The 26,297-nt window shown below is 58.6% G+C and carries 21 protein-coding genes and 1 pseudogene; 13 read left to right on the top strand and 9 right to left on the bottom strand.

Going from position 1 to position 26,297, the window contains the following annotated elements; translation table 11 throughout:
• The first annotated feature begins 107 nt into the window (after positions 1-107).
• Complete coding sequence (locus IDH41_RS03610) at positions 108-1,400, top strand: Gfo/Idh/MocA family protein (protein WP_190858375.1); 1,293 nt, start codon at positions 108-110, stop codon at positions 1,398-1,400.
• A gap of 20 nt (positions 1,401-1,420) precedes the next feature.
• Complete coding sequence (gene uxaC, locus IDH41_RS03605; RefSeq protein ID WP_190858373.1) at positions 1,421-2,827, top strand: glucuronate isomerase; 1,407 nt, start codon at positions 1,421-1,423, stop codon at positions 2,825-2,827.
• Between the two features lie 32 nt (positions 2,828-2,859).
• Here the strand turns inward: uxaC and IDH41_RS03600 are convergent, their stop codons facing one another.
• A complete protein-coding gene (locus IDH41_RS03600; protein WP_190858370.1) occupies positions 2,860-3,114 on the bottom strand; it encodes a hypothetical protein in 255 nt (84 codons plus the stop codon).
• Between the two features lie 145 nt (positions 3,115-3,259).
• Positions 3,260-4,474, bottom strand: coding sequence for an aspartate aminotransferase family protein (locus IDH41_RS03595; RefSeq protein ID WP_190858367.1), 1,215 nt, complete (start codon positions 4,472-4,474; stop codon positions 3,260-3,262).
• Between the two features lie 1,219 nt (positions 4,475-5,693).
• Here IDH41_RS03595 and IDH41_RS03590 point away from each other — a divergent pair.
• Positions 5,694-6,854, top strand: coding sequence for an AGE family epimerase/isomerase (locus IDH41_RS03590; protein WP_190858366.1), 1,161 nt, complete (start codon positions 5,694-5,696; stop codon positions 6,852-6,854).
• Between the two features lie 19 nt (positions 6,855-6,873).
• On the opposite strand, the gene IDH41_RS03585 is transcribed toward IDH41_RS03590, so the two are convergent.
• Together IDH41_RS03585 and IDH41_RS03580 are read right to left on the bottom strand one after the other, a co-directional pair.
• Positions 6,874-8,388 (bottom strand): response regulator, encoded by a 1,515-nt coding sequence (locus IDH41_RS03585; protein ID WP_190858364.1) that lies wholly within the window; start codon positions 8,386-8,388, stop codon positions 6,874-6,876.
• Between the two features lie 22 nt (positions 8,389-8,410).
• Positions 8,411-10,171 (bottom strand): cache domain-containing sensor histidine kinase, encoded by a 1,761-nt coding sequence (locus tag IDH41_RS03580; protein ID WP_190858362.1) that lies wholly within the window; start codon positions 10,169-10,171, stop codon positions 8,411-8,413.
• Between the two features lie 170 nt (positions 10,172-10,341).
• On the opposite strand from IDH41_RS03580, the gene IDH41_RS03575 reads away from it, so the two are divergent.
• The 7 genes and pseudogenes from IDH41_RS03575 (at position 10,342) to IDH41_RS03550 (ending at position 17,254) form a co-directional block, all read left to right on the top strand.
• Positions 10,342-11,703, top strand: coding sequence for an ABC transporter substrate-binding protein (locus IDH41_RS03575; protein ID WP_190858359.1), 1,362 nt, complete (start codon positions 10,342-10,344; stop codon positions 11,701-11,703).
• Positions 11,700-12,034 (top strand): annotated as a pseudogene (locus IDH41_RS32100) (beta-galactosidase); the annotation flags it as partial. The gene IDH41_RS03575 and the pseudogene IDH41_RS32100, both read left to right, overlap by 4 nt.
• 57 nt (positions 12,035-12,091) lie before the next feature.
• Positions 12,092-12,601, top strand: coding sequence for a beta-galactosidase trimerization domain-containing protein (locus IDH41_RS32095; RefSeq protein WP_223829425.1), 510 nt, complete (start codon positions 12,092-12,094; stop codon positions 12,599-12,601).
• Positions 12,602-12,615: 14 nt separating this feature from the next.
• Entirely contained in the window at positions 12,616-13,581 is a 966-nt protein-coding gene (locus tag IDH41_RS03565) for an ABC transporter permease (RefSeq protein WP_223829415.1), read from the top strand.
• A gap of 24 nt (positions 13,582-13,605) precedes the next feature.
• A complete protein-coding gene (locus tag IDH41_RS03560; RefSeq protein ID WP_190858355.1) occupies positions 13,606-14,502 on the top strand; it encodes a carbohydrate ABC transporter permease in 897 nt (298 codons plus the stop codon).
• Positions 14,503-14,604: 102 nt separating this feature from the next.
• Positions 14,605-16,395 (top strand): type 2 periplasmic-binding domain-containing protein, encoded by a 1,791-nt coding sequence (locus IDH41_RS03555; protein ID WP_223829414.1) that lies wholly within the window; start codon positions 14,605-14,607, stop codon positions 16,393-16,395.
• Positions 16,396-17,116: 721 nt separating this feature from the next.
• The gene (locus tag IDH41_RS03550) at positions 17,117-17,254 is read left to right on the top strand and encodes a hypothetical protein (protein ID WP_190858353.1); all 138 of its coding nucleotides are present in this window, start codon (positions 17,117-17,119) and stop codon (positions 17,252-17,254) included.
• Positions 17,255-17,515: 261 nt separating this feature from the next.
• Here IDH41_RS03550 and IDH41_RS03545 read toward each other — a convergent pair whose 3' ends face one another.
• Together IDH41_RS03545 and IDH41_RS03540 are read right to left on the bottom strand one after the other, a co-directional pair.
• Positions 17,516-17,794 carry a DUF2277 domain-containing protein gene (locus tag IDH41_RS03545; RefSeq protein WP_190858351.1) on the bottom strand — a complete coding sequence of 93 codons (279 nt, stop codon included), beginning with the start codon at positions 17,792-17,794 and terminating at the stop codon, positions 17,516-17,518.
• 119 nt (positions 17,795-17,913) lie between these two features.
• A complete protein-coding gene (locus IDH41_RS03540; protein ID WP_190858349.1) occupies positions 17,914-18,783 on the bottom strand; it encodes a helix-turn-helix transcriptional regulator in 870 nt (289 codons plus the stop codon).
• A 141-nt stretch (positions 18,784-18,924) separates the two neighbouring features.
• Here IDH41_RS03540 and IDH41_RS03535 point away from each other — a divergent pair, with 141 nt between their 5' ends.
• The gene (locus IDH41_RS03535) at positions 18,925-20,898 is read left to right on the top strand and encodes a glycoside hydrolase family 127 protein (RefSeq protein WP_190858347.1); all 1,974 of its coding nucleotides are present in this window, start codon (positions 18,925-18,927) and stop codon (positions 20,896-20,898) included.
• Positions 20,899-20,970: 72 nt separating this feature from the next.
• Here IDH41_RS03535 and IDH41_RS03530 read toward each other — a convergent pair whose 3' ends face one another.
• On the bottom strand, positions 20,971-21,735 hold the full coding sequence (locus tag IDH41_RS03530) for an SDR family oxidoreductase (protein WP_190858345.1): 765 nt from the start codon (positions 21,733-21,735) through the stop codon (positions 20,971-20,973).
• A gap of 197 nt (positions 21,736-21,932) precedes the next feature.
• Between IDH41_RS03530 and IDH41_RS03525 the strand changes: the two genes are divergently transcribed.
• Both IDH41_RS03525 and IDH41_RS03520 read left to right on the top strand, forming a co-directional pair.
• Positions 21,933-22,430 carry a DinB family protein gene (locus IDH41_RS03525; protein WP_190858484.1) on the top strand — a complete coding sequence of 166 codons (498 nt, stop codon included), beginning with the start codon at positions 21,933-21,935 and terminating at the stop codon, positions 22,428-22,430.
• A 286-nt stretch (positions 22,431-22,716) separates the two neighbouring features.
• Positions 22,717-23,895, top strand: coding sequence for a metallophosphoesterase family protein (locus IDH41_RS03520; protein WP_223829413.1), 1,179 nt, complete (start codon positions 22,717-22,719; stop codon positions 23,893-23,895).
• Positions 23,896-23,924: 29 nt separating this feature from the next.
• On the opposite strand, the gene IDH41_RS03515 is transcribed toward IDH41_RS03520, so the two are convergent.
• Together IDH41_RS03515 and IDH41_RS03510 are read right to left on the bottom strand one after the other, a co-directional pair.
• Positions 23,925-25,136 carry an MFS transporter gene (locus IDH41_RS03515; RefSeq protein ID WP_190858343.1) on the bottom strand — a complete coding sequence of 404 codons (1,212 nt, stop codon included), beginning with the start codon at positions 25,134-25,136 and terminating at the stop codon, positions 23,925-23,927.
• A complete protein-coding gene (locus IDH41_RS03510) occupies positions 25,126-26,262 on the bottom strand; it encodes an MGDG synthase family glycosyltransferase (protein ID WP_190858341.1) in 1,137 nt (378 codons plus the stop codon). Before IDH41_RS03510 ends, IDH41_RS03515 begins: the two co-directional genes overlap by 11 nt.
• Between the last annotated feature and the right edge of the window lie 35 nt (positions 26,263-26,297).

Here is a 26,297-nt window from a genome sequence, read left to right as displayed (position 1 = left end):
GCAAGATAAGCGGGATATTTTCGAAATTGAGCATCATATGACAAGAATTATACCATTATGGTGCGCTATGATAAAAGCAAGCTAAACGTTGAGGAGGAATAACGGAAATGTCGAAAAAACGTTACGTATTAGTAGGAAGCGGCGGCAGGGCGGAATTTTTTTACAAAGCGCTTGCAACCGATTACAAGGAAACGTCGGAGCTGCTTGCCTTCTGCGACATTAACCAGACGAGAATGAACTACGCGAACCAAATTCTCGTGGGCAAATATAAGCATGAACCGGTTCGGACGTACAAATCGAACGAATTCGACCGGATGATCGAGACCGAGAAGCCGGACGCGGTCATCGTGACGAGCATGGACCGGACCCACCATACGTACATTATCCGCGCGCTCGAGCTGGGCTGCGACGTCGTGACGGAGAAGCCGATGACGGTGGACGAGAAGAAGTGCCAGCAAATTCTCGACGCGGTCGAGCGAACCGGCAAAAACGTCCGCGTGACGTTCAATTACCGCTACGCGCCGCATCATACGAAGGCGAGGGAGCTGATCGCGGGCGGCGCCATCGGCAAGGTTACGTCCGTGCATTTCGAATGGCTGCTCAATACGCAGCACGGGGCGGACTATTTCCGCAGATGGCACCGGAACAAGCAAAACAGCGGCGGCCTGCTCGTGCATAAATCGACGCATCATTTCGATCTGGTCAACTTCTGGATCGGCTCGCAGCCGGAGTCGGTATTCGCGTTCGGCGACCTGCTGTTCTACGGCCGGGAGAACGCGGAGCTGCGCGGCGAAACGAAATTTTACGAGCGCGCGACGGGAAATCCGATTGCCGAGAACGACCCTTTTGCGCTACACTTGGATAAAAATGAGCATTTGAAAGCGATGTATTTGGACGCGGAGCACGAGGACGGCTACCGCCGCGACCAGAGCGTGTTCGGCGACGGCATCAATATCGAGGACACGATGGGCGTGCTCGTCCGCTACAAAAACAACGCGATCCTGACGTACTCGTTAAACGCTTACTTGCCATGGGAAGGCTACCGAATCGCGTTCAACGGCACGAAGGGACGGCTCGAAATGAGCATCGTCGAGCAGTCGTACGTCAATTCCGGCGGGGATAAGGCGCTGGAAGGCGCGCTGAAAGGGAAATCGATTACCGTGTATCCGATGTTCGGCGCGCCTTACGCGGTCGAGGTCGAGGAAGGCGTCGGCGGCCACGGCGGGGGCGACCCTGTGCTGCTGAACGATTTGTTCGGAACGCCGGTGGAGGACCCGTTCAACCGCGCGGCGAACCATGTCGACGGCGCCCGCTCGATCCTGACGGGCATCGCGGCGAACCGCTCGATTCAAACGGGTCAGGCGGTGAACATCGACGATCTGGTGAAGTTTTACAAATAGGGTGATGGAGGAACGCGCGAATGAAGCCATTTATGGACGACAATTTTTTGTTATCGAACGAAACGGCCGTACGGCTGTACCATGATTTTGCGAAGAGCATGCCGATTATCGATTACCACTGCCACCTCAGTCCGCAGCAAATTTACGAGAACACGAGCTTCGCGAACCTGACCGAGGCGTGGCTGTACGGCGACCACTACAAGTGGCGGGCGATGCGCGCGAACGGCGAGGAGGAGCGGTTCGTCACCGGAGGCGAAGGCGTCGACGATTACGAGCGGTTCGAGGCGTGGGCGCGGACGGTGCCACAGACGATCGGCAATCCGCTCTACCAATGGTCGCATCTCGAGCTTCGCCGCTTCTTCGGCGTGAACGAGCTGATCAACGAGAAGAACGCGCCCGCGATCTGGGAGCAGGTGAACGCGAAGCTGGCAAGCGGCGGCTTCAAGGCGCGCGACCTGATCAAGATGTCGAACGTCGAAGTCATCTGCACGACGGACGACCCGGCCGATTCGCTGGAATACCATATCGCGATCAAGCAATTGGATGACTTTAACGTACAGGTGCTGCCGTCGTTCCGTCCGGATAAAGCGCTCGAAATTAACCGCGCGACGTTCCTGGAATGGCTCGGCAAGCTCGAAGAAGCGTCGGGCGGCCCGATCGGCAGCTACGACGCGCTTCTGGCGGCGCTTGAAGCGAGGGTGGATTTCTTCAACGAAGTCGGCTGCAAGGTGTCCGATCACGCGCTTGATTACGTGGCCTACGCAGAGTCGACGAAGGAAGAAGCGGCGGCGATCTTCGCCAAAGCGCTGAAGGGCGAGCGCGTCAGCCTGGAGGAAGAGAAGCAGTACAAGACGTACACGCTGCTGTTCCTCGGACGACTGTACGCGAAGCATGGCTGGGCGATGCAGTTCCACATCAACGCCGCGCGCAACAACAGCACCCGCATGTTCGGCAAGATCGGCCCCGATACGGGCTTCGACTCGATTAACGACAGCGCCGTGGCTTATCCGCTCGTCAGGCTGCTCGACGCGCTCGATCTGGACGACTCGCTGCCGAAGACGATCGTGTATTCGCTGAACGCGAAGGACAACGACGTGCTCGGCTCGATCATCGGCAGCTTCCAGGGCGGCGGCGTGCCTGGCAAAATCCAGCTCGGCTCGGCATGGTGGTTCAACGATACGAAGAACGGCATGCTCGACCAGATGAACGCGCTCGCGAATCTCGGGCTGCTCAGCCGCTTCGTCGGCATGCTGACCGACTCGCGCAGCTTCCTCTCGTATACGAGGCATGAATATTTCAGAAGGCTGCTATGCAACCTGCTCGGCGAGTGGGTGGAGAACGGCGAGGCTCCAAGCGACATGGAGCTGCTCGGCGACATGGTTCAAAACATTTCCTACCGGAACGCGAAAGCGTATTTCGGTTTCTAAGCGGCGCTTGCACGAGACGTTCCGCGCGCCCGTCACCTTGACGGGGGACGCGGAACGTTTTTTGCGTCGTTCCGGTACGCGCTCGTCAAAAACTTGAGCATTTGGGGCCCCGCGATGTTGGCGGCGATCCCGAAGAGCTCGGAATGGGCGATCGTTCTGCACACCAAATAGAAGGCCGTGCCGCCGATCAATTCGAAGGCGATGAATTCTTTCCATTTCCAGGCCGGAATGACGTAGACGGTAAATTGGCCGTTTCTGGCATTATTTCTGGCAGCACGCAAACGCACTTCGTTAGCCCTCCCGCGGTATCGGCGCATTACAACCGTAACTAACGTATGCGAAGCGGCTTATCCAACATTCGCATAAAATCCGTATGCCGACCGCGGCGGGCAACGCGCCGAATCGGCAGGAGGGGAAGGGAGCGGCCTTGCCTTACGCGGCCGCCTTTAATTGTTCGAACGCGCCTTGCAAAATGCGCACCATGTCGTCGATATGCCGCTGCGCGACGATCAGGGGCGGCACGAGCCGGATCGTCGAAGGTCCCGGCGCGTTAACGAGCAGCCCTTCGCGCAGGCAGATCGCCGACAGCGCCGCGGCCGCGCCTTCCGGCACGTCGAACGCCAGCAGCAGCCCTTTGCCGCGGATGTTCGTTATCGGATGGCTGCCGGCGAGCTCGGCGAGCTTTGCCGCCAGATAGCCGCCCTGCCGCATCGCGTTGCCCGCCAAATCGAGCATCAGCAGCTCCTGCAGCACCGCGTGTCCGGCCGCCATTGCGAGCGGCGCGCCGGAATACGTTCCGCCTTGATCCCCCGGCTCGAACAGATCGTACTTCTCCATCGTCAGCATCGCCGACAGCGGGAAGCCGCCTCCGATCCCTTTGCCGATCGTCAGCACGTCGGGCTTGATGCCGTAATGCTCGTAAGCGAACAGCTTGCCCGTTCTGCCGAGTCCCGTCTGAATTTCGTCGAAAATAAGCAGCATGCCGTACATGTCGCAAATTTTGCGAAGACCGTACAAATAGGCTTCGTCGACCTCATGAACGCCGCCTTCGCCTTGTATGAGCTCCAGCATGATCGCGCAAGTATCGTTCGTCACCGCGGCGAAGCAGGCGTCAAGATCGTTGAGCGGCACGTGTACGAAGCCGTCCACCTTCGGCGCGAACAGCTTCTCCCAGTGCGCTTTGCCGGTCGCGGACATCGTCGCGAGCGTGCGGCCGTGGAAGCCGTTCGTCAGCGTAATGATTTTGTACGCCTCGTTCAGGTTCGCCGCGCCGTGCTTTCTTGCCAGCTTGATCGCGCTCTCGTTCGCTTCCGCGCCGCTGCTGGCGAAGAACGCCTTATCCATGCCGCTGACGGATGTCAGCAGCTCGGCGAATTCGATCATCGGCTTATTGTAGTAGCCGGGGCTGGCGTGGACGAGCGTCGAGGACTGGCGCGCGAGCGCCTCCCGCAGCGCGGCGGGGGAGTGCCCGAGGCTTGCGACCGCCCAGCCGCCGACGAAGTCGAGGTAGGCTTTGCCGTCCGTGTCCCATAAATACATGCCTTCGCCGCGCTCCATGACGACCTCGGGCCGGCGCGCCGTGAACAACACCGATTTCTCCGCCTTCGCAAGCAAATCCTTCGTTACCGTATTTTCCGTTTGAATCATGACGAGCCTCCCGATTGTTCAGTGTTTTGTATAAATATACAACTTCAAGAATAAAAATTCAACCTATTTATCGTCCCTGGAAAAAAGGAACGGTCAAAGCGTAAAACTTTAGAATGTAGCCGTGAGCGGGCTATTCGACTATCATTAGACATACATCGGATGAATTCAGACGGAGGAGGGGGTACCTTGTATCGTTTGCTCGTAGTCGACGACGAGGCGAGGCATCGAAGAGGGACAAAGGCAACCTGTGCATGAACAGCATGCTGGAATGCGAGCCGTCCCGGCAGCCAAGCCGTAAGGAGATGTGCTCGACGGTCAGCTCGTAGTCGACCGGGAGCAGCTTCACTTGGCGGAAGTGGAGGCGGTTAAATACGGTGGCTCGGCGGCGTACGTACCTGTGATGAAACTACCCGCTTGCATTACGAGGGGCTGTAGCCGAGCTTGGCTGCCGTCCGCTCCTAATTGATTTTTCGCGTCCCGGCCGCAGCACTCGGAAGCGCTGTGATCGGGGAGGTCGCCGTCTTCTTCAGGCCTGCTCGAAATCTTGCATCGCCCGGCATGTCCGGGCGTTTTTTTCGCCGATTAATGAGGTATCCTCATTAATTTGTGAGGCTAGCCTCACTAATCTCGCCTCCATGAGGGCGATTCATCGAATTAGTGAGGCAAAGCTCACTCGCTGTGAGGTCAGGTTCATGGGGAAAGAGGTTTCCCTCACTATTTCGGTGCGAAGGCCTGAAGATGTCTGGAATAGTGAGCTTTAGCTCAATAAATAGTGAGCTTCCCTCACTATTTATTGAGATTAGTTCACGAGCCCCGCCAGCCCATCAGCCAACCAGCCCCACCAACCCACCAACCCACCAACCCACCAACCCACCAACCCACCAACCCACCAACCCACCAACCCACCAACCCACCAACCCACCAACCCCATCACCCCCGCCTTCCCACCAGCCCGAGTCCAACCAGCCCAAGAGACCCATCAGCCCACATCCCCATCAGTCCATCAACCTGCAGCCCCGCCATTCCCCGCCCAGCCCCCGCCCTAACGCTACGAATTCGGTCAGCAGCGCCTCATTAACCGATTGACCGGACGCAAGAGCGCAACAAAACAACATTTTTCGATGGATATGCGACACTTTTCCGGACGGATGAGCGCTATAATGACCACAGAATCGCCCGATAAGTCTTAATAAGTCTTAAAGAAAGAAGGTATGGCACAATGATCGGCTTGAACGCGAACGACAAGGAATGGCTAAGCGGCGTCATCGGGAAAATTACGGCGAAGATGGATTGGGTCAGCGAGAAATCAAGGAACAAAATCCCGTACACGACGGTGGAAGGGACCCACGACGACCGCGGCGCCGATAACCCGACCGGCACGGATACCGACGGCATCAACTGGTGGACGAACGGCTTCTGGGGCGGCATGATGTGGCTCATGCATCACGAGACCGGCAACGAAAAATATAAGGACATCGCCCAAATTAGCGAAGGGCTGCTGGACCGCTGCTTCGAGCAATTTTACGGGCTGCATCACGACGTCGGATTCATGTGGCTGCCGACCAGCGTGGCGAACTACAAAGTAACGAAGAACGCCGAGTCCCGCAAACGGGCGCTGCATGCCGCGAATCTGCTGGCCGGACGCTTCAATCTGGCGGGCGGGTTCATCCGCGCGTGGAACGATCTGGAGAAAAGCGACACGAGAGGCTGGGCGATCATCGACTGCATGCTCAATATTCCGCTTCTGTACTGGGCATCGGAGGAAACGGGGGATCCGCGCTTCAAGCAAATCGCCATGAAGCACGCGGATACGGCGATGACGGCGTTCGTGAGGCCGGACGGCTCCGTCAACCATATCGTGGAGTTCGATCCGTTTGGCGGCGGCGTGGTCAAAACCTACGGCGGCCAAGGCTACGAAGAAGGCTCGTCCTGGACGAGAGGACAGGCTTGGGGCTTGTACGGCTTCATGATGAGCTATATCCATACCGGCAAGCCGGAGTATCTCGATACGGCCAAACGGATCGCGCATTACTTCATGGCCAACATTCCGGAGAGCGGCATCATTCCGGTCGACTTCAGGCAGCCGAAGGAGCCCCGCCGGGAAGACGACACGGCCGCGGCGATTGCGGCATGCGGCTTGATCGAGATCGCGAAGGCCGTCGGCCCGTTCGAGAAAGACGCCTATATCGATGCCGCGCTTAAGCTGCTTAAGACGCTGGGCGAGTCCCGCATCGATTGGACCCGGGACAGCGACTGCATGCTCCGATACGGCTCCGGCGCGTATTACGCGAAAGCCCATCATCACCCGATTATTTACGGCGACTATTATTTCATGGAAGCGGTATTCAAGCTGAAGGGCGACGATTTGTACCTTTGGTAGGTCGGATCGGGCAGCTGTCTCACGGTTCCGCACCGTCCAGCGTCGCCTTGAATTCGGAAGGGCTGCAGCCCGCGTATTCCTTGAACACCTTCGAGAAGTAATGCTGATCGTAGAAGCAGAGCGCGTCCGACAATTCCTTGATTTTGATCGAAGGCTTCGACTGCATCACCTTGCGGGCTTCTTCGATTTTCAGGTTCAAATAGTGCTGCATCAAGGTGCGGCGCGCGAATTTTTTTACGACGCGGCTGATGTACGACGGGCTGACATGGAACGCGGCGGACAGCTCGTTAAGCGATACTTGCGAATAGAGGCTTGCTCTCAAATAGTCGTCGATTTGGCCGAATAGCTCGTTTCCGCCTTTCTTGTTGAGCGACTGCAGTTCGGCGAACCAGTCCTCGGTCAAGGCGAGCAAGCCCGAGCAAAATTCGCCGTAGCTCACCTTCTCGAACAGCGCCATCGCTTCCGACCTATACAGCCGATCGTTCCTCCAGCCTGCGGCCGGCCGATGCGTCGCGAAGGCGTCCGCGAGCAGAGCGACGAAGCGCTGCAGCCGCGCGATTCGCGCATTCGACCGGCCCCACTTCAGGAGCTGCTCCTCCAATTGCCGGAGGAACGGCTCCTTTTGCAGTTTTTGAATTTTGTCGGCATAGCGCGCGGCAAGCCGCTCGAAGTCTCCCGGCGCTTCGGGCGGCAGGGCTGCCGGGTGGGCGGCATCGGCCAGGCAAGGCTCCGCGACGGACAGCCGGTTCTCCAGCAGCCCGGATAAAGCGCGATAGCAGCCGGCGATTTCGCTTGCCGCCGCCGGCTCGAAATGCCCGGCGACCGAAACCGGCAGCCCGCCTTCCGCCAGCGGAGCCCGGATTCGCGCCAGCAGCTCCATGGTCGCGGCCGTTCCTTCGAGCATGGCCGGATCCGCCAGCACGAGCATCTCTTTCGGTTTACTCGTCGCGAATACCCAGAGGGGATGCGGCGCAAACGAGCGGTTCAACACGTTCTGTATATGGTCGGGCCGATAAACGGGCGCCGCTTCTTGAAAATATTGCAGATGCAGGACGAAAACCAGCTTCTTATGCCGGAAAAACCTCGGATGCAGCGTCAGCTCCCGGCCGACGGCCGGATCGATCACCTCGTCCAGCACCGCGATTTCCTTGAGTAGCTGCTCGCCGAGCTGGCCGATCACGCGCTCCATGACCTCCGTCAGCGCCCCGCGCTCTACCGGCTTCAGCAAGTAATCGGCGACCTGAAGATTGATCGCTTTCCGGGTATATTCGAAGTCGTTGTAGCCGCTGATCAGAACGGCTTTTAGCCCGGGACGCAGCTTCTTCGCCTCCTCGATCAAGGCCAGCCCGTCCAGCTTCGGCATGCGGATATCGGTAATCAGAATATCGATGTCCAGTCTGCGCAAGCCTTGCAGCGCGTCCTCGCCGTTCGAAGCCGTATGCGCGACCTGCACGGGCAGCTCCGACGACTGCAGCAGTTCCTTGATATGTCTCAGAATCGGTTTGCTGTCTTCCGCGATGAGGATCTTGTACATCATGTCGCCTCCCGGGCATCGATTAGTAGAAATCTTTCGTAAGCGACGCGATGATCTGAATCGTGGCGCCGCCGGTCTCCGCGTTGTTGAACATATTGAAAAACAGCCGGTTTCGATACATTAGCTCCAGTCGCCCCACAGTGTTTGCGATACCCATGCTGCCGATTTTCGTCGGCTGGGCGGCGGAGCCGCCTTCCCCGATTTTTTGCATAATGCTTCTCATGCTTTCTTCGGCAAAGCCCGCTCCGTTATCGCTGATTTCGATGGCCCACAGGCCGCTGTACAGCTTGATTTTAATACTTATACGCCAAGGCGGGTCCGTACGGTCGAAGGCGTGCTCGATGCAATTTTCCACGAACGGCTGAATGACGAGGCGCGGCAGCAGAATCGTTTCCCCCGCGGGGTCCATGTCGATGTCCCATTCCAGATCCTCCTCGTATTTGTGCTTGATCAGCGATAAATAATGCTTCGTATGCTCGATCTCGTCGCGCAGCGTCACGTGCTGATAAGGGGAGGATACGATATAGCGCAGACTCTCCGACAAGTGCTTGCACATTTGCGTAACGACGGCCATCTTGTTCTCCTGCGCGGCAATGCTGATCAGGTAGAGCACGTTATGGATGAAGTGGGGCGCGATTTGGGCCTGCAGCGCCGAATTTCGGGCCATCACCTCCTCGTGGAGCGCTAGCTTTTCCCGTTCGATGGACGTTTGCAGCCGCTCGAGCAGCTCGCGGAACGCTTCGTTGAACAGGTGGAATTCATTGTTGTACAGCCGGCTGTCCGCCCGGAGGCTTAAGTTGCTGTAGCTGAGGTTCAGAATTTGGCTGCGCAGCTTACGGATCGGCAGGACAAGGTTTTTGGACATGAAATGGATGTACAGATAGCTGAACAGGGTGAGCGAGACGATGAGGATGACCGCGATATTCGTCACCGAATTGACCGATCCCAGGACCGATTTGCCCGGTATGACGGCATAGACGGTCCAGCCGGTATGCTCGGAGGCGTGATAAGCGATATAATTGTCTTCGGCATCCTTGTAGATGCCTTGAGCTTCCGAGACGTCCCGAAGGCTCGCCGCGTGCTTGCCGTAATCGGCGTTCCGGGATTGAATAACGAGGCCGCCACGGCCGTCCTTCACGTAAGTGGAGCCGAAATTTCCGATATCCGCCAGCTTGATCAAGTCGTTATCGTCGAGTTGGATGGACAGGTAGCCGTAGACGGTGCCGTTAATGTCGATAATCGAGCGGATGAAGGATACGGGCTGGTTATGGCCGGCATGGATCATATACGAACTATCCTGCAGGCTGCGGACCGTCTCGGGATCGCGCAGCAGCAGTTCGAGCGACGGCGGCTCGACGTACCCGATGTAGGACGCGACTTCCCGTCCTTGCAGGTCATAAATGATAATGTCGCGAATGTTAAGACTGGGGCCCGCGGCTTGAAACATAATGTTGCTGAGCACCCGGTTCTGGTTCAGAGCCGCGACGCCCTGGGCCGGCTGCTTCGACAGCGCGCCGAAGGAGAAGATCGCGCGGTTCGACAAAATACGCTGCGACAGCTGATTCTGGACCGCGATATAATCGTCCAGCCGGTCGGCGATTTTGGCGGTAGACAGCAGCGTCTCGTTGATCGTCTTCTGCTTGAGTGGCTTGATGACGAGCAGATTCGTAAAGATGAGGAAGCTGCCCAGAACGACGACGAGCAGCAGGCTGAACGTCGCGATTAGCCGGCTCCGGAGGCTATTTTGGAAGCGCTTTCTAAATAAAGGGTTGATCACCGTCATCGCGTTCCTTTCCCGTCAAGATCGAGGATTATCACCAAATATAGCATTGCAGGGGATGGTTCGGCAACTGCAACCGGTTCATAATATTACACATGAAAAGGAAATGACGAACATGTACTCCTGCGGGAGTCCGGCCTATAATTCGAATAGAAGCTGCGGGGGGATGGGGTATGAGAAACCGAAACCGATGGAGAACAATTGCGGCGGGCCTGCTGCTCGCCGGGACGATGCTTGCAACGGCCGCATGCGGCGGCTTAACGGCTAATTTGAATGCGCTTTCTCGCGAGGCGGCGGCGCTGGAGGCCGACGAGACGGGAACGATCGAGCTGGCCATTACGAAAAGCTCGCAAAACGCCATCTTCGTCTCCAAACCGGTGCTCGAAGCATTCGAGAAGGAGACCGGCATCCGCGTCAAGCTTCAAATTTTGCCCACGGAACAGGTGTCGACCGTTCTTCAGACCAAGCTGGCCGTCGGAGAGACGCCCGATTTGATCCTGTACAACTTGTATACGGCCGCCAAGGAGCTGAACCTGGACAAAAATTTCGTCGCGCTGGACGACGAGGCGTGGGCCCGGCGGCTGCTCAACAAAGCGGCACTTTCCTACAACGGGCGCATTTACGGCTTTCACCTCAACCAGGACGCCGGCCAGCAGGGAATCGTCTACAATAAGGAAATTTTCCGGGAGCTCGGCCTGGCGGTGCCTCGCGACTTCGAACAGCTTCTGGACGTATGCGAGAAGATCAAGGCCGCCGGCATTACGCCGTTCTTCATGCCGTTCAACGACGATTGGTCGGCCCATATGTGGATATCGGCATCGATCGCGGATTACGCGAAGAAGAACGACCCGTCGTTATGGGACGATCTGAACGGGGGGAAGCGAAAGTTTGCGGACATTCCGGCTCTAATCGACATTACCCGGCAGCAGTACGAGCTTTACAAGTCAGGCTACACGAACCGCAACGTGCTTGCCGACAGCTACGATATGGCGATCGATATTTTTATCGGGAAGAAAGCGGCCATGATGACGATGGGGGACTGGTTCATCGCCGACGTCGTCAAGAAGGATCCGTCCATGGAGCTGGGCTTGTTCCCCGTTCCGTACGCGCGGGACGCGGACCTCGCCATCAGTCCGCTCGGCGGTCAATTGTTCATACCGAAGAAGGCGAAGCATATCGCCGAAGCGAAGCGGTTCCTCGAGTTCCTCGCCTCGAAGGAGCAGGCGCAGCAAATCGTCGATTACGGCCAATACATTTCGAATCTGAGCGACGTGTCCACGCCGCGGCTTCCCCGGTACAAGCAGGAAATCGTCGATGTCTATATCAAGCCGGGGAAGACGGTCATGACCGGCGATACTTATTTGCAGGTCGATATCGGCGCCATTTGGGACAACCTGCAGGATATGTTCGCCGGCGGGCTCACGGCGGAGGAAGTGTGGGAGAATTGGGACGAGAAGTTCGTCCGGCTGATGAGGGAGAAGCAAGCGCCCGGATTCTTGCGGGGCGGCGGCCGCGCACAAGGAGGAAGCTCATGAGAATCGGCATGGATTATTATCCCGAATGGGAGACGGAACAGATGTGGGAGATCGACGCGGCGCGGATGAAGGAAGCCGGCGTCGCGATGGTCAGGATCGGCGAATTCGAGTGGAGCCGGAGGAGGACCGGTTCGAATGGGGCTGGCTCGACGACGCCATTGCCGTCATGCACCGGCACGGCATTCGGGTCATTCTCGGTACGCCGACCTCCGCGCCCCCGAATTGGCTGATGGAGAACTATCCGGACGCCTACCTGATCGAGAGCGGCATGCAGCGGCGCTACGAAGGGATTCGCGGCCACCGGTGCGTCAATAGCCCCTCCTTCAGGAGGCGAACGGAGCGGATCGTCACCGAGCTTGCGGCCAGGTACGGCGCTCACCCAGCCGTCATGGAGGTGCCGGGACCGCTTGCCGAATGCGCGGGCGTCGTCGTGGAAGAATGGGACGCGCTGTCCTCGGATGCGGTAGCCGTACAGATGAACAACGGCAACACCTATCAAGCAACGCAGTGGGCGGATATCCTCGAACCGCGCGGAGCGGAGCCGATCGGCTGGTACCGCTCGGAGTATTACGCAGGCAAGGCCGCCATCACCGTCAACAAGCTCGGGAGCGGCAACGCGTACTATATCGGCGCGAATTTCGGGCCGGACTTTCTGTCCGATCTGTTCGGCGGCCTGCTTCGGACGCTCGACATCCCGCATATTCCGGGGCTGCCCGAAGGCGTGCAGGCTTCCGTCCGCCGCGGCGGCGAAGGCGCGTATCTGTTCCTGACCAACTTCACAACCTCCGCGCAGACGGTCGTGCTCGACCGCGCCCGCGAGAGCGTCCTGTACGGGGGAAACGCCGGCGAGAGGATTCGGCTTCAGCCGTTCGGCGTCGAAATTTTATTATATGAATAGGGGGAGGGGTCAAGTTGCACAATTCCATCCAGGCGCAAGCAGGCGTCAAGACGGATGCCGGCAAGCGGCAGCCGTTCCATATTAAAGGAAAATACGCGCTGTTTCTGATGGCGCTGCCCTTTCTCGCGCTCGTCTTCGTGTTCTCGTATTTGCCTCTGTACGGCTGGATCTATGCGTTCTACAACTTCCGGCCGGGCATTCCGCTTGCCGTGTCCGACTTCGTCGGCTTGCAATGGTTTAAATCCATCTTCAGCAACCCGACGCAGACGGGGGAAGTGCTGCGCGTCATGCGGAACACGGTCGCGATGAGCTCGCTCGGCATCGCGGCGTCGGTTCTGCCCGTCGTCTTCGCCATCTTCCTGAGCGAAATGAGGTCGGCGCGCTTTAAGAAGACCGTCCAGATCGTGACGACACTGCCGAATTTCATCAGCTGGGTGCTCGTCTATTCGTTCGCCTTCATGCTGTTCGCGGTCGATAACGGGCTCGTGAACCAAATTTTGATTAAGCTCGGCTTCATCGACGCGGGCATTAATTTTCTCGCCTCCGACAGCCATACGTGGCTGAAGATGGCGCTGTGGGATTTATGGAAAGGGCTCGGCTGGGGCGCCATCCTATACATGGCCGCCATCGCGGGGATCGACCAGGAGCTGTACGAAGCGGCCAAAGTGGACGGCGCGTCGAGGTTCCGCTCCATCTGGCACATTACCGTTCCGGGCATCATGCCGACCTATTTCGTCCTGCTGCTGCTGACGATCGCCAATTTCATCAATAACGGCCTGGAGCAGTACTTCGTCTTCCAGAACGCGATCAACAAGGATCAGATCGAGGTGCTCGATCTGTACGTCTACAACGTCGGGCTGCTCGGCAGCAATTTTTCGTTCGCTACCGCGGTCAGCATGCTGAAATCGTTCATCAGCGTCGGGCTGCTGTTCTTCGCCAACAGCCTGTCGAAAATCGTACGCGGCGAGAGCATCATCTAATCGGGCGGCAAGGAGGAGAACCGAATGCACAAAAGACTGAGCGCAGGCGACAGAGCGTTCCATACCGTCAACTATTTCGTGTTCGCGGTCATCGCTTTGCTCTGCATCTTCCCGTTCTACTATTTGTTCATTAATACGATCAGCAATAACGATCTCAGCAGCCGGGGACTCATAACGTTCTTTCCGAGAGAGATCCACTTCAGCAATTACGCGCAAGTGCTGCATATTCCGGGCTTCGGCCACGCCGGGCTCGTGTCGCTGGGCCGAACCGTCATCGGCACCGCGCTTACGGTCGGAGGAGCGGCGTTCCTCGGCTTCCTGTTCACCAAGCAGGAGATGTGGGGGCGGAAATTTTGGTACCGGTTCATCATCGTCACGATGTACTTTAACGCCGGCATTATTCCGTGGTACGTCACGATGCTCAATCTAAACCTGACCAACAACTTCCTGGCGTATATTCTGCCGGCTATCGTATCGCCGTTCTTCGTCATTCTGGTCAAGACGTTCGTGGAGTCGCTGCCGGCGGCGCTGCAAGAATCCGCGCAGATCGACGGGGCAGGCTACTGGACGATATTCACCCGGATCGTCTTTCCGCTGATCACGCCGATATTGGCCACGATCGCAATCTTCTCCGCGGTCGGACAGTGGAACTCGTTTACCGATACGCTGTTCCTCATGACGGATCAGAATCTGTATACGCTGCAGTTCGTGCTCTACAAATATATGAACGAGGCTTCCTCGCTGGCGGCCATCGTGCGCAATTCCTCCGGAGGGCAGGGACTCGATCTGGCCAACCTGCAGACGCCGACCTCGATCCGGACGACGGTGTCCATGATCGTCGTCTTCCCGATTCTGCTCGTCTACCCTTACTTTCAGCGCTTTTTCGTGAAGGGCATTCTGATCGGTGCCGTGAAAGGGTAACCGGGCGGCGGCGGAAGCTTGAAGGAGGTGATGCTTGCCTATAGTATTCGCAATATTCGGAATATTGAATTAATTTATATTTCATTGGGAGGTCGTAAACAGATGGCCATGATTCGTAAAAAAGCGATAATCGTTGCGGCGGCGTCCATTCTGCTCCTGGGCGTTACGGCATGCTCGGGCGGCAACAACGGAGGAAATGCGGGCAACAAGGGAAATGCGGAAGGCAATGCGGGAAGCACGAATGCGAATGCGCCTGCGGATAGCGGGCAGAGAGAGCCGTACAAAATCGAGGTGCTGTCGCAGCTCGCGAATTTCGCCGGCGAGCAGGGCGGCTGGTACGGCAAAATCATCAAGGATAAATTCGGTCTCGAGGCGAACATTACGGCGCCGAACTTGGCGGGCGGCGCAGCCAAATTCGCGACCCTGATGGCATCCGGCGACCTCGGCGACCTCGTTATTTTCGGCAACGACGGCCAGGAGTACAGGGATGCCATCAAGGCAGGGCTGCTGCTCGACTGGACGAAGGACGGCCTGCTGGAGAAGTACGGCAAGGACATCCTCGCTAACGTTCCCGAGGCGATCGAGAAGAACAAAAAGAACTTCGGCGAAGGCGCGGCGGTATACGGCATCGGCCATGACGCTTCGAACATGCCGCCCGGCCCTTCCGAGGGCAACACGATGACCTACCAGCTCGACATGCGATGGGACCTGTACCAGAAGCTCGGCAGCCCGAAGCTGACGAAGATGGAGGACATCCTTCCGCTGCTGAAGCAAATGCAGGAGCTCGAGCCGAAGAGCGACAGCGGCAGGCCGACGTACGGCTTCTCGATGTGGGCGGACTGGGACGGCAATTACATGACGCTCGCGAAGCAGTTCGCCACCATGCACGGCTACGACATCGGCGACGGCTTCAACCAGGGCAGCCTGCTCGAGATCGCGGCGCACGAAGACAAGTACCAAGGCATCCTGGACGAGAACAGCTATTATTTGCGTACGCTGAAGCTCTATTACGACGCCAATCAGATGGGACTCATGGATCCGGATTCCCTTACCCAGAAGTTCGACGACGTCGTGAACAAGTTCAAGGACGGCCAGGTGCTGTTCTCCTGGTTCCCGTGGCTGGACAGCTCCTATAATATTCCGGAACATACCGACGCGGGCAAAGGCTTCCAGATGGTCGGCTTCGAGGAGCAGAAAATTTACTCCTACGGCTTCTCTCCTTACGGCAGCAACCGCATCTGGGCGATCGGAGCCAAGGCGAAGAATCCGGAGCGGATTCTGGAATATATCAACTGGCTGTACACGCCGGAAGGCATGATGGCGACGGCCAACGGTCCGGAAGGGCTGACGTGGGAAATGAAGGACGGCAAAGCGGTGCTGACCGATTTCGGCAAGCAGGCGCTGAAGGACAATTCGGTGCAGGTGCCCGAGGAATTCGGCGGCGGCACTTACAAGGACGGCGGACCGAAATTCAACAACTCGACGCTGAAGCCGTCGTCGATTAATCCGAACACGAACGAGCCGTACGACTGGAACATGTGGACGTCGGTGCTGCAGGACAATCCGAACCCGGTCGATAAATCGTGGCGCGAGGCGACAGGCGCATTAACGCCGAAGGATCTGCTGGTGAAAAACGGCCAAATCGCCCTCAATACCCCGATCTCGACGACCGAGGCGCCGGCGGTCATGGATTCCATGCTGTCGCAGAAGCTGAGCCAGGTCGGCGCGATCATCAAGGAGCAGTCGTGGAAAATGGTGTTCGCCAAAAACGACGCCGAGTACGACAAGCTGAAGAACGAAATGATCGAGAAAGCGAAAGGCCTCGGCTACGACGAGATCATCGACTGGCAGGTCGAGCAGACGGAGAAGGTGTTCGCGCTGCGGAATAAGTGATAGGACTTAGCAAGTAGGGCTGCTCGCCAGCTTGCTTGACGACAACCGGCGGTGTAAGGGACGATCCTTGCACCGCCGGTTGCGCTTTTGGTCGGGCAATCGAAATCCAACCGGCCCAAGCTCGCCCTCGGCAGGCCGCAAAGCAGAAAACGCCGCAATCCCGGATTGCTCTTCATCTGCCCCAATAACTCCTCGGTTCGAACGTCCGCCAAACCTGAAACCCCCCTTCCTGGCTTCGGTGCTGGATCTGATCTGTCGCCGAGCCGACACATGAGCCAATTCCGCCGAATCCAAAGCCATCAGGTCTAATTTCTAGACCTGATTCTCCTAAACGAACTCAAATTTGCAACTCAGCTCTAATGATTAGACCTGATACCTGATCTGTCTACGCAATCGCATCGCCTCAAGAGTTCATTTTCCGCCGTTGCGCGGGGTTTAATCTCAAATATTGAAACTAGAAGCGACAGAAGGAGGTTGAATTGGCAGTTAGTTTCAAATTTTGAAACCAATACAGCTAATTTCGATGGGAAATACTCGAACAGTTCCGTTTAGTATCAATGATTGAAACTAAATCCCGAAAGAACGAGGCTACGTTCAATTTAGTTTCATTTTTTGAAATTAGCTGCCCAATTTATGGCTATTCGTCTGGGCGCGAAGGGCTGATCTGCTGCCGCTCATTTTCAACCAATTAACATTAACTTCATTTCGTGAGGAGCGGGCGATGGCCTATGCGGAGCGCTATAAGCTGGCGGTAACCGGCGGCTCGGATTTTCACGGCGGGAACGGCTACGACGGCTTTCCGATCGGCAGCGTAACCGTAGGCGCCGACCGCCTGCTCGCGCTCGAGGCGCTGAGGTAGGAAGCCGGCTCGTGGCATCACAAACCCGCCGCTACCGTCACCCGGCACAGAGACTGAGCTGCGTTGCAGTTTGTGCCATTACAGCGCAGATGCGAGCCGCTGCGGTTACGTGCCATTCTGTTGCACGAAGTGCAGCGTAGGATGCAATCAACCGCGCATGTCCATCATGAATAGGACAAGGGCCGTCCGTCCGGATAGCCCTTGCCTTGCGCAGGAAGGCCAGCCGGAAGACTCCGGCTGGCCTGTTCCCGCTTCGAACCTTCAACCATTCCCCGTGCCGAACCGCTTGGCGTTTCGGGCGCGGGCTCGTTCGAGCTCGACTTCGCGGCTGCGGGGGTCGGCGTTCGTCACCAAGGAATCGAGCAGCGTCCGGGCTGCCGCGGCAACTTCCTCGACGGCAAGACGGAACGCCGCCTCGTTCGCCTTCGAAGGCGAATTGAAGCCCGAGAGCTTCCTGACGAATTGCAGCGCGGCCGCCTGAACTTCATCCTCCGTGGCCGGCGGGTCGAAGTTGTATAACGTCTTAATGTTTCGGCACATAACGTTCTCCTTTACGTTTTTTCGTCCATTATAGTGCTTGAACGTCGGATAGGCAATCGCGGGCTTCGCGTATTTTTCCCGATTAACCCATTCGCCGGCAACGAGAAGCCGGTATGATATCAGGTCGAATACCGCTTCCGGAATTTGGACGGCGGCAAGCCGATCTGGCGGGCGAAGCAATTCGAGAAATAGGGGACGTTCTCGAAACCGACCTGCATCGCGATCTCGGCGACCGGCCACTCCGTCTTCAGCAGCAGCAGCTTCGCCTGCTCCAGCCGGCATTTGGTCAAATATTCGGCCGGCGTCATGCCGTACACCTGCTTCATGCAGCGGGTGATGTAGTTGTAGTGAAAGTTAAGCGCCTCCGCGAGCGTCTTGCTCGTGACGCCGGCGCGGTAATTGTTTTTGATGTACGCCTCCGCCTTCTCCGCTAGGGTGACGACGGGACTTATCCCATCGTCCGTTTGCCGCAAATCCATGAGGCGGAGCAGCTCCTCGAACGTCTGCTGCTGCGTCCAGAAGGCGCTCGATTGGCGCTCCCCTCCCGCCTTGTTGAGCGTCCGCATGAGCCGGAACGCCTGCTCGGGGTAGGGGAGCGTCCATTTTTTGGGCAGGTGAAGCGAATAGGGCGAGGTCAGAAACCGTTTTTGATGCGCTTCGTAGTCCAGGCTCGCTTGCTCCTGGCCGGTCTGCTGCCACTCCCCGACCGACTGGAAGTGCACCCAGTAAAAATGCGCCGGCTGCTCGGACGGCCTGACGGAATAATGGTAGCGGTCGGGCAGCAGCAGCAGCGTCTGACCAGCGGTCAGCGTCCACTGCCGCTCCTCCTCGCCGATGAACAGTTCCCCCGATTCCATCAGAATCAAATCGAATATGCCGAGCTGCTTCCGGCTCGGATGCTGGTCCCCCGGCGCGTGGAACGTCTCCCCGCTTTCCAGGTAATACGGCAGCGGCGGCGCGGCAAAGTAAATATGCTCCTTCTCCTCCATGTCGTTCTCCCCTTCAGGTTGTTTGTGTGAAATTTTATAAGAAACAGGTTCTTATCCTTAATGGTTTTGTATTATTGTAGCGCATACAATAGAAATCGGCAGTAACAAATTTATAAGTACGAAATGAAGGAGCGATCGGGAATGGGACAAACCGCAAGTACGGACAAGGCGCGGCCGGTTTCAATGAAGGACGTTCGGATTCAAGACGATTTCTGGAATTATTATATTGATCTGGTGAGGGACGTCGTCGTTCCGTATCAGTGGGAAGCGATCAACGACCGGGTGGAGGGCGCCGAGCGAAGCGGAGCGGTCAGCAATTTCAAAATCGCGGCGGGTCTGGCGGAGGGCGAATTTTACGGTTTCGTCTTCCAGGATACCGACGTGGCGAAGTGGCTCGAAGCGGTCGCCTACCTGCTCGTTAGCAAGCGGGACGCCGCCCTCGAGCAGGTGGCCGACGAGATGATCGACATCATCGGGAAAGCCCAGCAGCCAAACGGTTATTTGAATACGTACTTTACGATCAAGGAGCCGGAGGGCAAGTGGACAAATTTGACGGAATGCCATGAATTGTACACGGCCGGCCATATGATCGAAGCGGGCGTCGCCTATTACAAAGCGACCGGCAAGCGGAAGCTGCTGGACATCGTCTCCCGCGCCGCGGACAACATCGCCGAAGTATTCGGCGACGGACCGGGGCAAATCGCCGGCTACGACGGCCATCAGGAAATCGAGCTGGCGCTCGTCAAGCTGTACGAAGCGACGGGGGAGCGTCGTTACCTGGAGCTGAGCCGCTACTTCATCGATAAGCGCGGCCAGCAGCCGAGCTTCTTCGTAGAGGAAGCCGAGCGCCGGGGATGGACGACGCATTGGAGGAAGAACAAAATCCATATCGACCATGCCTATTTCCAGGCGCATCAGCCGGTCCGCGAGCAGGAAGCGGCGGCAGGACACGCGGTTCGCGTCGTCTACATGCTGGCGGGCATGGCCGACGTCGCGCGGGAGACGGGAGACGAGACGCTGCTTGAGGCGTGCCGCAGGCTGTGGGACAACATTGCGAACAAGCAAATGTACGTAACGGGCGGCATCGGGTCGATGGCGCAAGGCGAAGCGTTCTCGTTCGATTACGATTTGCCGAACGATACGATCTATTCGGAGACGTGCGCGGCGATCGGCCTTATTTTCTTCGCCCACCGCATGCTGCAATTGGAGCCGAACAGCCGCTACGCCGACGTGATGGAGCGCGCGCTGTACAATACCGTGCTCGGGGGCATGTCCCGCGACGGCAGACATTTCTTCTATGTCAATCCGCTCGAGGTTACGCCAGGCGTATGCGAGGGACGCAACAAAAACTTCAACCACGTAAAGCCCGTCCGCCAGGAGTGGTTCGGCTGCGCGTGCTGCCCGCCGAACATCGCGCGGCTGCTGGCCTCGCTCGGCGAATACGTCTATTCGGTCAAAGGCGATACGGTCTACGCCCATCTATACATCGGCGGGGAGGCCGAGCTTGCCGTCGGCGGCGCCAAGCTTCGGCTCAAGCAGGAAGCGGGCGTTCCATGGGAAGGCAAGGCCCGCTTCGAGGTGTCGCTTGCGCAGCCTTCGTCGTTCGCGCTCGCGCTTCGCGTTCCGGATTGGGCCGCGGGAGCGGAGGTGCTCGTGAACGGAGCCGCGTACCCGATCGACGGCCGCGTACGGGACGGCTACGCCGTGATCGACCGCGAGTGGGCGGACGGCGACGTCGCGGAGCTCGCGCTGGAGATGCCGGTCATGCGGGTCAGAAGCCATCCGCTCGTGAAGGGAAATGCGAGCAAGGTCGCGCTGCAGCGCGGGCCGCTCGTGTACTGCGTCGAAGAAGCGGATAACGGGCCGCAGCTGCAGCAGCTTATGCTGCCGCTGGACGCGAAGCTGGAAGTCGGCTTCGACGCCGAGCTTGCCGGCGGGCTTAAGCTCATAACGGCCGAGGCGCTAAGGCTGGAGCTGCCGCAATGGGGCTCGCAGCTGTACCGAACGGATTCGGGCGCAAGCTTGAAGCCGGCCGTTGCGACCTTTATTCCGTATTACGCCTGGGCCAACCGCGGCAAAGGCGAAATGGCCGTTTGGGTGAAGGAGCGCGTGTAAGCGGCAAACGACAAAGCAGTCCAACGCATGCTTGCGATGCGATGGACTGCTTTGTCCTTTAAGGGGGCGCGCTCATAAATGCGATCCGCCGCTCGCGTTAATCAGCTGGCCGGTGATCCAGCAGCTGTCCGGCGAGGCGAGGAACGCGGCCGTATCCGCGATGTCTTCCGGCTGCCCCCAACGGCCGAATACCGACAGGCCGGCGGCGAATCGCTCGGCGGCGGGATCCTGCTTCATCGGCGCGTTCATCTCCGTATCGACGATGCCGGGCATGATCGCGTTGACGGTAATATTCCGCTCGCCAAGCTGCTTGGCGAGCGCCAGGGTCAACGTATTGACGGCGCCCTTGGCGATGCTGTAGCCGAGCAGGTTCGGATAAGCGGCCTGCGTGACCAGCGAAGACAAGTTGATGATGCGGCCGCCGTCTCTCAGACGGGGCAGCGCCTGCTGGATGACGAACAGCGGAGCTTTCAGGTTAACGTCCACGACCTCGTCGAACGCCTGCTCCGTCAAATCCCCGATCGTCGAGGCTTGGCCGATACCGGCATTGTTGACCAGGATGTCGAACCGAACGTCTCCCGTACGATCCAGAAGGGCGGCATCCAGCGCCGCATACAGCTCGCGCGTTCCGCCGGGCGGCTTGAAATCGGCGCCGATCGCGAACGCGGCTCCGCCGTCGTACTGAATGTCGCGGACGACCTCCTCCGCGGCGCCCTGCCTCGCGGCGTAATGAACGGCTACGAGCGCGCCGTCGCTTGCGAGCCGCCGCGCGACCGCGCGTCCGATTCCCCGGCTTCCCCCCGTCACCAACGCGACCTTTCCTTGCAATCTTTTCATAGTTCCATCTCCTCTTAACGGTAAGTGTAATTCCGGTACAAGTAAAGTTTTAGCATAGGGCGGCATTCACAATGTTGCTCTCTCATTCTGGGCCGGGCGGCGGATTTCGATTTTTGCCTCTTTCACTGACATGACGATGTCAGGAAGGGCGGTTATAATAGAGTTGTAAGTACATAGGAAAGGGGAAATCCAAAATGATGTACACAAGCGTTCAAAACTTTATCGACGACTACCGGAACGAATCGGCCGGCACGCAGAAGCTGCTGGACGCGCTGACCGACCAGAGGCTGGGCCAAGAAATCGCCCCCGGCTTCCGCACGCTCGGCTTCCTTGCCTGGCATTTGGTGACGTCCAGCGGACTGCTGCTTGCAACCGGGCTCCGGTTCGACTCCGTTCCGGACGACGGCGAGTCGCCCGCTTCCGCCAAGACGATCGCCGAGACCTATCGCCGTACGGCGGCATCCATCCTTGATGCGGTGCAAGCCCAATTCACGGACGAGAAGCTGCAGGAATCCGTCGACATGTTCGGTCAGCAGTGGAAGATCGGCTATACGCTCGGAGCGTTCATCGGCCACGAAATTCATCACCGCGGACAGATTACGGTTCTTATGCGCCAGGCGGGACTTCCCGTAGCCGGCGTGTACGGTCCGTCCAAGGAAGAATATGCCGCCATGGGGGTTCCGGCACCTAAGTAAGCCGCACGAAGCGCGTCCGTCATAACCGACAGGGCGCGCTTCTTCGCGTATTTCATTCGTCCCGGCGCTTCGTCGGACGAACGACGGTGCGGCGCCGGGACTTAGCCGGAGGCGGAACGCCGGGCTGCGCCTCCCGGCCCACGACCGAAATCTCATTTTCGCCGATTTACACAGACTTATCATGCAGCATACAAAACAAACGATTTCAGCGGCTAAAGTGGAACTGTTCACGATTTTGAAGGATTGGTTTTGAAATTCGAAACTTCATTTTTTGGGAGGTATTCGCTTGAGCGACGGAATGGATCAGAAGGGCATGGACCGGAAGCAGTTTTTGAAAATCGGCGGTATGAGCGCGCTGGCGCTGGCGGCCGGCGCTTCGGGGCTCGGAGCCGATTGGTTGACCGGGACCGCTTCCGCGACGGAGAAGGATAAACTGAAGGATAGGCCGACGGGCGACGCGAAGCTGAATTTCCGCAAGGACGGCACGTTCAAAATCGTACAGTTCAACGACACCCAGGACGACGAGGATATCGATCCGCGCACGGTGGAGCTTATGGAGAAGACGCTGGACGACCAGAAGCCGGACTTCGTCGTGCTCAACGGCGACAACATTACGGGCGGTACCGATTCGCCCGCGGAAGTGAAGAAGGCGATCAACAACATCGCGATGCCGATGGAGGACCGCGGCATTCCGTGGGCGATCACCTTCGGCAACCATGACGAGGATTCCACGCCGAACAGCGGATACGACGAGGAGAAGATGCTGCAAATTTACCGTTCCTACAAGTACAACCGGAACGATGGCGGCGCGAAGGGCATTACCGGTACGGGCAACATGAATCTCCTGATCGGCGGGCATGACAGCAAGAACCCGATGTTCAACCTGTGGCTGCTCGACGCCGGGCGGTACGCGCCGAAAGAAATCGCCGGGCAGAACTTCGACGGGTATCCGACCTGGGATTGGCTGAGGCAAAACCAGGTGAATTGGTACTCGGAGACGTCCGAGGCGCTCGAGAAGCGGTACGGGAGAAAAATTCCGTCGCTTATGTTCATTCACATTCCGCTGTGGGAGTTCCGGTTCATGTGGTTCGCGAGCGTGGACGGCAGGACGGAGGCCGATCATGCCCGCGCGGTCGCGAAGCACGGCATCGTGGGCGAGCGCAACGAGGAGGAGTGTCCGGGGCCGTTCAACAGCGGCATGTTCTCCGCCATCCTTGACCGCGGCGACGTCAAGGGCGTATTTTGCGGACACGATCACGTCAATACGTACTGCGGCAATTATTACGGCGTCATGCTCGGTTACTGCGGCAGCACCGGCTTCGGCGCATACGGCCTGGAAGGGGCGGAGCGCAACAGGCTGCGCGGCGCCCGCGTATACAACCTGAAGGCCGAAGGTAAAGACGTGAAAGTGGATACCCATCTCGTATTCGCGAAGGATTACGGCATTGATCTGACGGCGAACTGAATGCAGGGCCGAAGCAGCCGCGAAGCGTCTCATTGACGTTCGCGGCTTTTGTTCGTTACGCGGGAGGCGCGAGTATGCACCGGGTTGAAAGCATAAAAGACGGCAATGGCCAGCAGCAGCGTCGCGCTGGCGGCGATCGCAGCCGGCTCGCTGAACCGGCTTGCCAGCCATCCGCCCGCGATCGGTCCGATCATGACGCCGAGTCCTTCGACGCCGGACAGGACGCCCCAGTCCGTCGCCTTCTGCCCGGACTGGACGAAATGCGACATCAAGGCGTTCCAGGCGGGCAGCACGGCGGAATACGCCGCGCCGAGCAGCGCGCCGAGCGGAAGCGCCGTGTACATATCGCGGGCGTACGGCAAGGCGTACAGCGCCAGCGACAAGAAGACGAAGCCCGCGATCAGGAATCGCCGATACCCCCACTTATCCGACCATTTGCCCATCGGAACGAGGAGCAGCGCCGTAAAGAGCCCTCCCGCGACGAGCACGATCGAATACTCGGAATAGCTCAGGTTCAAATAATTGGAGGCGAAGGTCGGGAGCACGGGGATGAGCAGGCCGGCCGCGGCCGTCTGCAGAACCATGCCCGGCATGAGCGGCTTCATGCCGGCAAGCTGCTTCCGCATGCGCCTCAATTGCTCGTTCGGCGGGAGGAGCAGCCCGTGGCCGCCGGGCTTGTACTCGATGCCCGTTCCTGCCGCAACGAGCGAGCCGGCCAGCCAAAATCCGGCGATCAAGCCAAACGACAACGGCAGCCCGCGGTCGATGACGAAGTTGACGGCTACGGGACCGATGCCAAGCGCAGCAAGCCATATCGTATAGATCGAGCCCATCTGGGCGGCACGCGAGGTCTCTTTCACCCTGCTCAGGACGAGCAGCCAGACCGGCGAAGCCCCGATGCCTAGCAGCGCCGCGCCGACGATGAACAGCCACGGTTCCTTGCCGAAATAGGCAAGACATAAGCCGAGCGTGCCGGCCAGCAGAAACCCGCGCAGGACGAGCCGGGCGGGAAAGCGGTCGAGCACGTAGCCGGCCGCGACCTTGACCAGCGTATCGGCTGCGTAGTGCACCGATACGGCGGCGCCGACCGTCGCGACCGAAATATCGAACGCTTCCGCGTAGGCGGGCAGGAAGGAGAGCAGAAACGCGCTTCTGGCCGTCTCGGTCAAGAACAAAACGGAGGCCAGAAGCAGGAAGGTACGGGACGCTCGAGGCGAATCTTTCCACGGATTAAGCTTCATAGGCGATCTGCCCTCCGATCGGCGCACGGGCGCGTATCGTCCGAAGGATGTCGGCGGCAATCGTATGGGCGGCTTGGCCGTAATCAAGCGATCGGAGGCTCTCAAGCGTCTGCTTCCTGGCCGAAGGATCGTCAAGCAGCCGCTCCGCCTGCTCCTTGAGCTCCTCGATCCGGTGCGAGACGAAAGCCGCCCCTTTCTCCTCCAGATAGAGCGCATTTTCCCGCTCCTGACCGGGGAAGGGCCTATAGATCAAGATCGGCGCGCCGAGACATATCGCTTCGGACAACCTAATGCCGCCCGCCTTGGTGACGACGCAGGCCGCCTTCCTCATGAGCCGGTGAAGCTCGTGCACGTAGCCGAGCAGACGGACCCGCCGCTCGCGGCCGAACGCTTCCTCGAGCACGCGCTTCAGCTTGTCGTTTTTGCCGCATACGATGGTCACCCGCGCCTCCGGGATTTGCAGCAGCTTCATGATCATCGGACCCATCTCCGGCAGCAGCCCGTGCGCCCCCGCCAGCACGAGAATTGAGCGCGGGGCCGTCCGGCAGGCAGGCGCCGCCTCCGCGAAGTCTTCCCGGACCGGAATCCCGCTGATCGCAATTCGCTCCGGACGGACGCCCCGCTCGATCAAGCGCTGCTTCAATTCGTCGGTCGCCACGTAGAACCGTTCGGGGTCCGTATGCAGCCAGCGGTTATGCAGGCCGAAATCGGTAATGACCGTAAAGATCGGAATGGCGATCATCTGCTCGCGAAGCTTCTCCGCGATGCCTCCGAACGGGAACGTAAGCACGAGGGCGGCGGGATCTTCTTCCCGGACCACGTCGATCAGCCGCCTCACGCCCAGCCGGTTGATCCCTTTGGCGAGCGCTCCGGCCTGGTTTAAATTCCGGGTGAAATAATAGCTCCAGCCGTAATAATCGAAGCCGAGCGCCGAGAAGGCGGGACTGCGGAGATAGGCGAACCGGGCAACCGCGTTCAGGAAGGGATGCGCCTCTTGAAACAAATCGATGATTTTGACGGAAGGATAGCCCAGCCTTGCGAACATATCCTTCAGCGTACGCGAGACTTGCAGGTGGCCGTCTCCGTAGCTTGCCGTTAATATAACCAGTTTCCGGTACCGATGCACCGTATGCCCCTCCTTTTGTTCCAATTTGCGTCGAT

The sequence above is a fragment of the Paenibacillus arenilitoris genome, assembly GCF_014705655.1.
Classification (GTDB): domain Bacteria; phylum Bacillota; class Bacilli; order Paenibacillales; family Paenibacillaceae; genus Pristimantibacillus; species Pristimantibacillus arenilitoris.
This window is presented reverse-complemented; position numbering and strand designations above follow the sequence as displayed.

Coding starts and splice junctions, on each gene's coding strand:
- IDH41_RS03610 (WP_190858375.1), top strand. CDS start 108: ATGTCGAAAAAACGTTACGTATTAGTAGGAAGCGGCGGCAGGGCGGAA.
- uxaC (WP_190858373.1), top strand. CDS start 1,421: ATGAAGCCATTTATGGACGACAATTTTTTGTTATCGAACGAAACGGCC.
- IDH41_RS03595 (WP_190858367.1), bottom strand. CDS start 4,474: ATGATTCAAACGGAAAATACGGTAACGAAGGATTTGCTTGCGAAGGCG.
- IDH41_RS03590 (WP_190858366.1), top strand. CDS start 5,694: ATGATCGGCTTGAACGCGAACGACAAGGAATGGCTAAGCGGCGTCATC.
- IDH41_RS03585 (WP_190858364.1), bottom strand. CDS start 8,388: ATGTACAAGATCCTCATCGCGGAAGACAGCAAACCGATTCTGAGACAT.
- IDH41_RS03580 (WP_190858362.1), bottom strand. CDS start 10,171: ATGACGGTGATCAACCCTTTATTTAGAAAGCGCTTCCAAAATAGCCTC.
- IDH41_RS03575 (WP_190858359.1), top strand. CDS start 10,342: ATGAGAAACCGAAACCGATGGAGAACAATTGCGGCGGGCCTGCTGCTC.
- IDH41_RS32095 (WP_223829425.1), top strand. CDS start 12,092: ATGGAGGTGCCGGGACCGCTTGCCGAATGCGCGGGCGTCGTCGTGGAA.
- IDH41_RS03560 (WP_190858355.1), top strand. CDS start 13,606: ATGCACAAAAGACTGAGCGCAGGCGACAGAGCGTTCCATACCGTCAAC.
- IDH41_RS03555 (WP_223829414.1), top strand. CDS start 14,605: ATGGCCATGATTCGTAAAAAAGCGATAATCGTTGCGGCGGCGTCCATT.
- IDH41_RS03550 (WP_190858353.1), top strand. CDS start 17,117: ATGGCCTATGCGGAGCGCTATAAGCTGGCGGTAACCGGCGGCTCGGAT.
- IDH41_RS03545 (WP_190858351.1), bottom strand. CDS start 17,794: ATGTGCCGAAACATTAAGACGTTATACAACTTCGACCCGCCGGCCACG.
- IDH41_RS03540 (WP_190858349.1), bottom strand. CDS start 18,783: ATGGAGGAGAAGGAGCATATTTACTTTGCCGCGCCGCCGCTGCCGTAT.
- IDH41_RS03535 (WP_190858347.1), top strand. CDS start 18,925: ATGGGACAAACCGCAAGTACGGACAAGGCGCGGCCGGTTTCAATGAAG.
- IDH41_RS03530 (WP_190858345.1), bottom strand. CDS start 21,735: ATGAAAAGATTGCAAGGAAAGGTCGCGTTGGTGACGGGGGGAAGCCGG.
- IDH41_RS03525 (WP_190858484.1), top strand. CDS start 21,933: ATGTACACAAGCGTTCAAAACTTTATCGACGACTACCGGAACGAATCG.
- IDH41_RS03515 (WP_190858343.1), bottom strand. CDS start 25,136: ATGAAGCTTAATCCGTGGAAAGATTCGCCTCGAGCGTCCCGTACCTTC.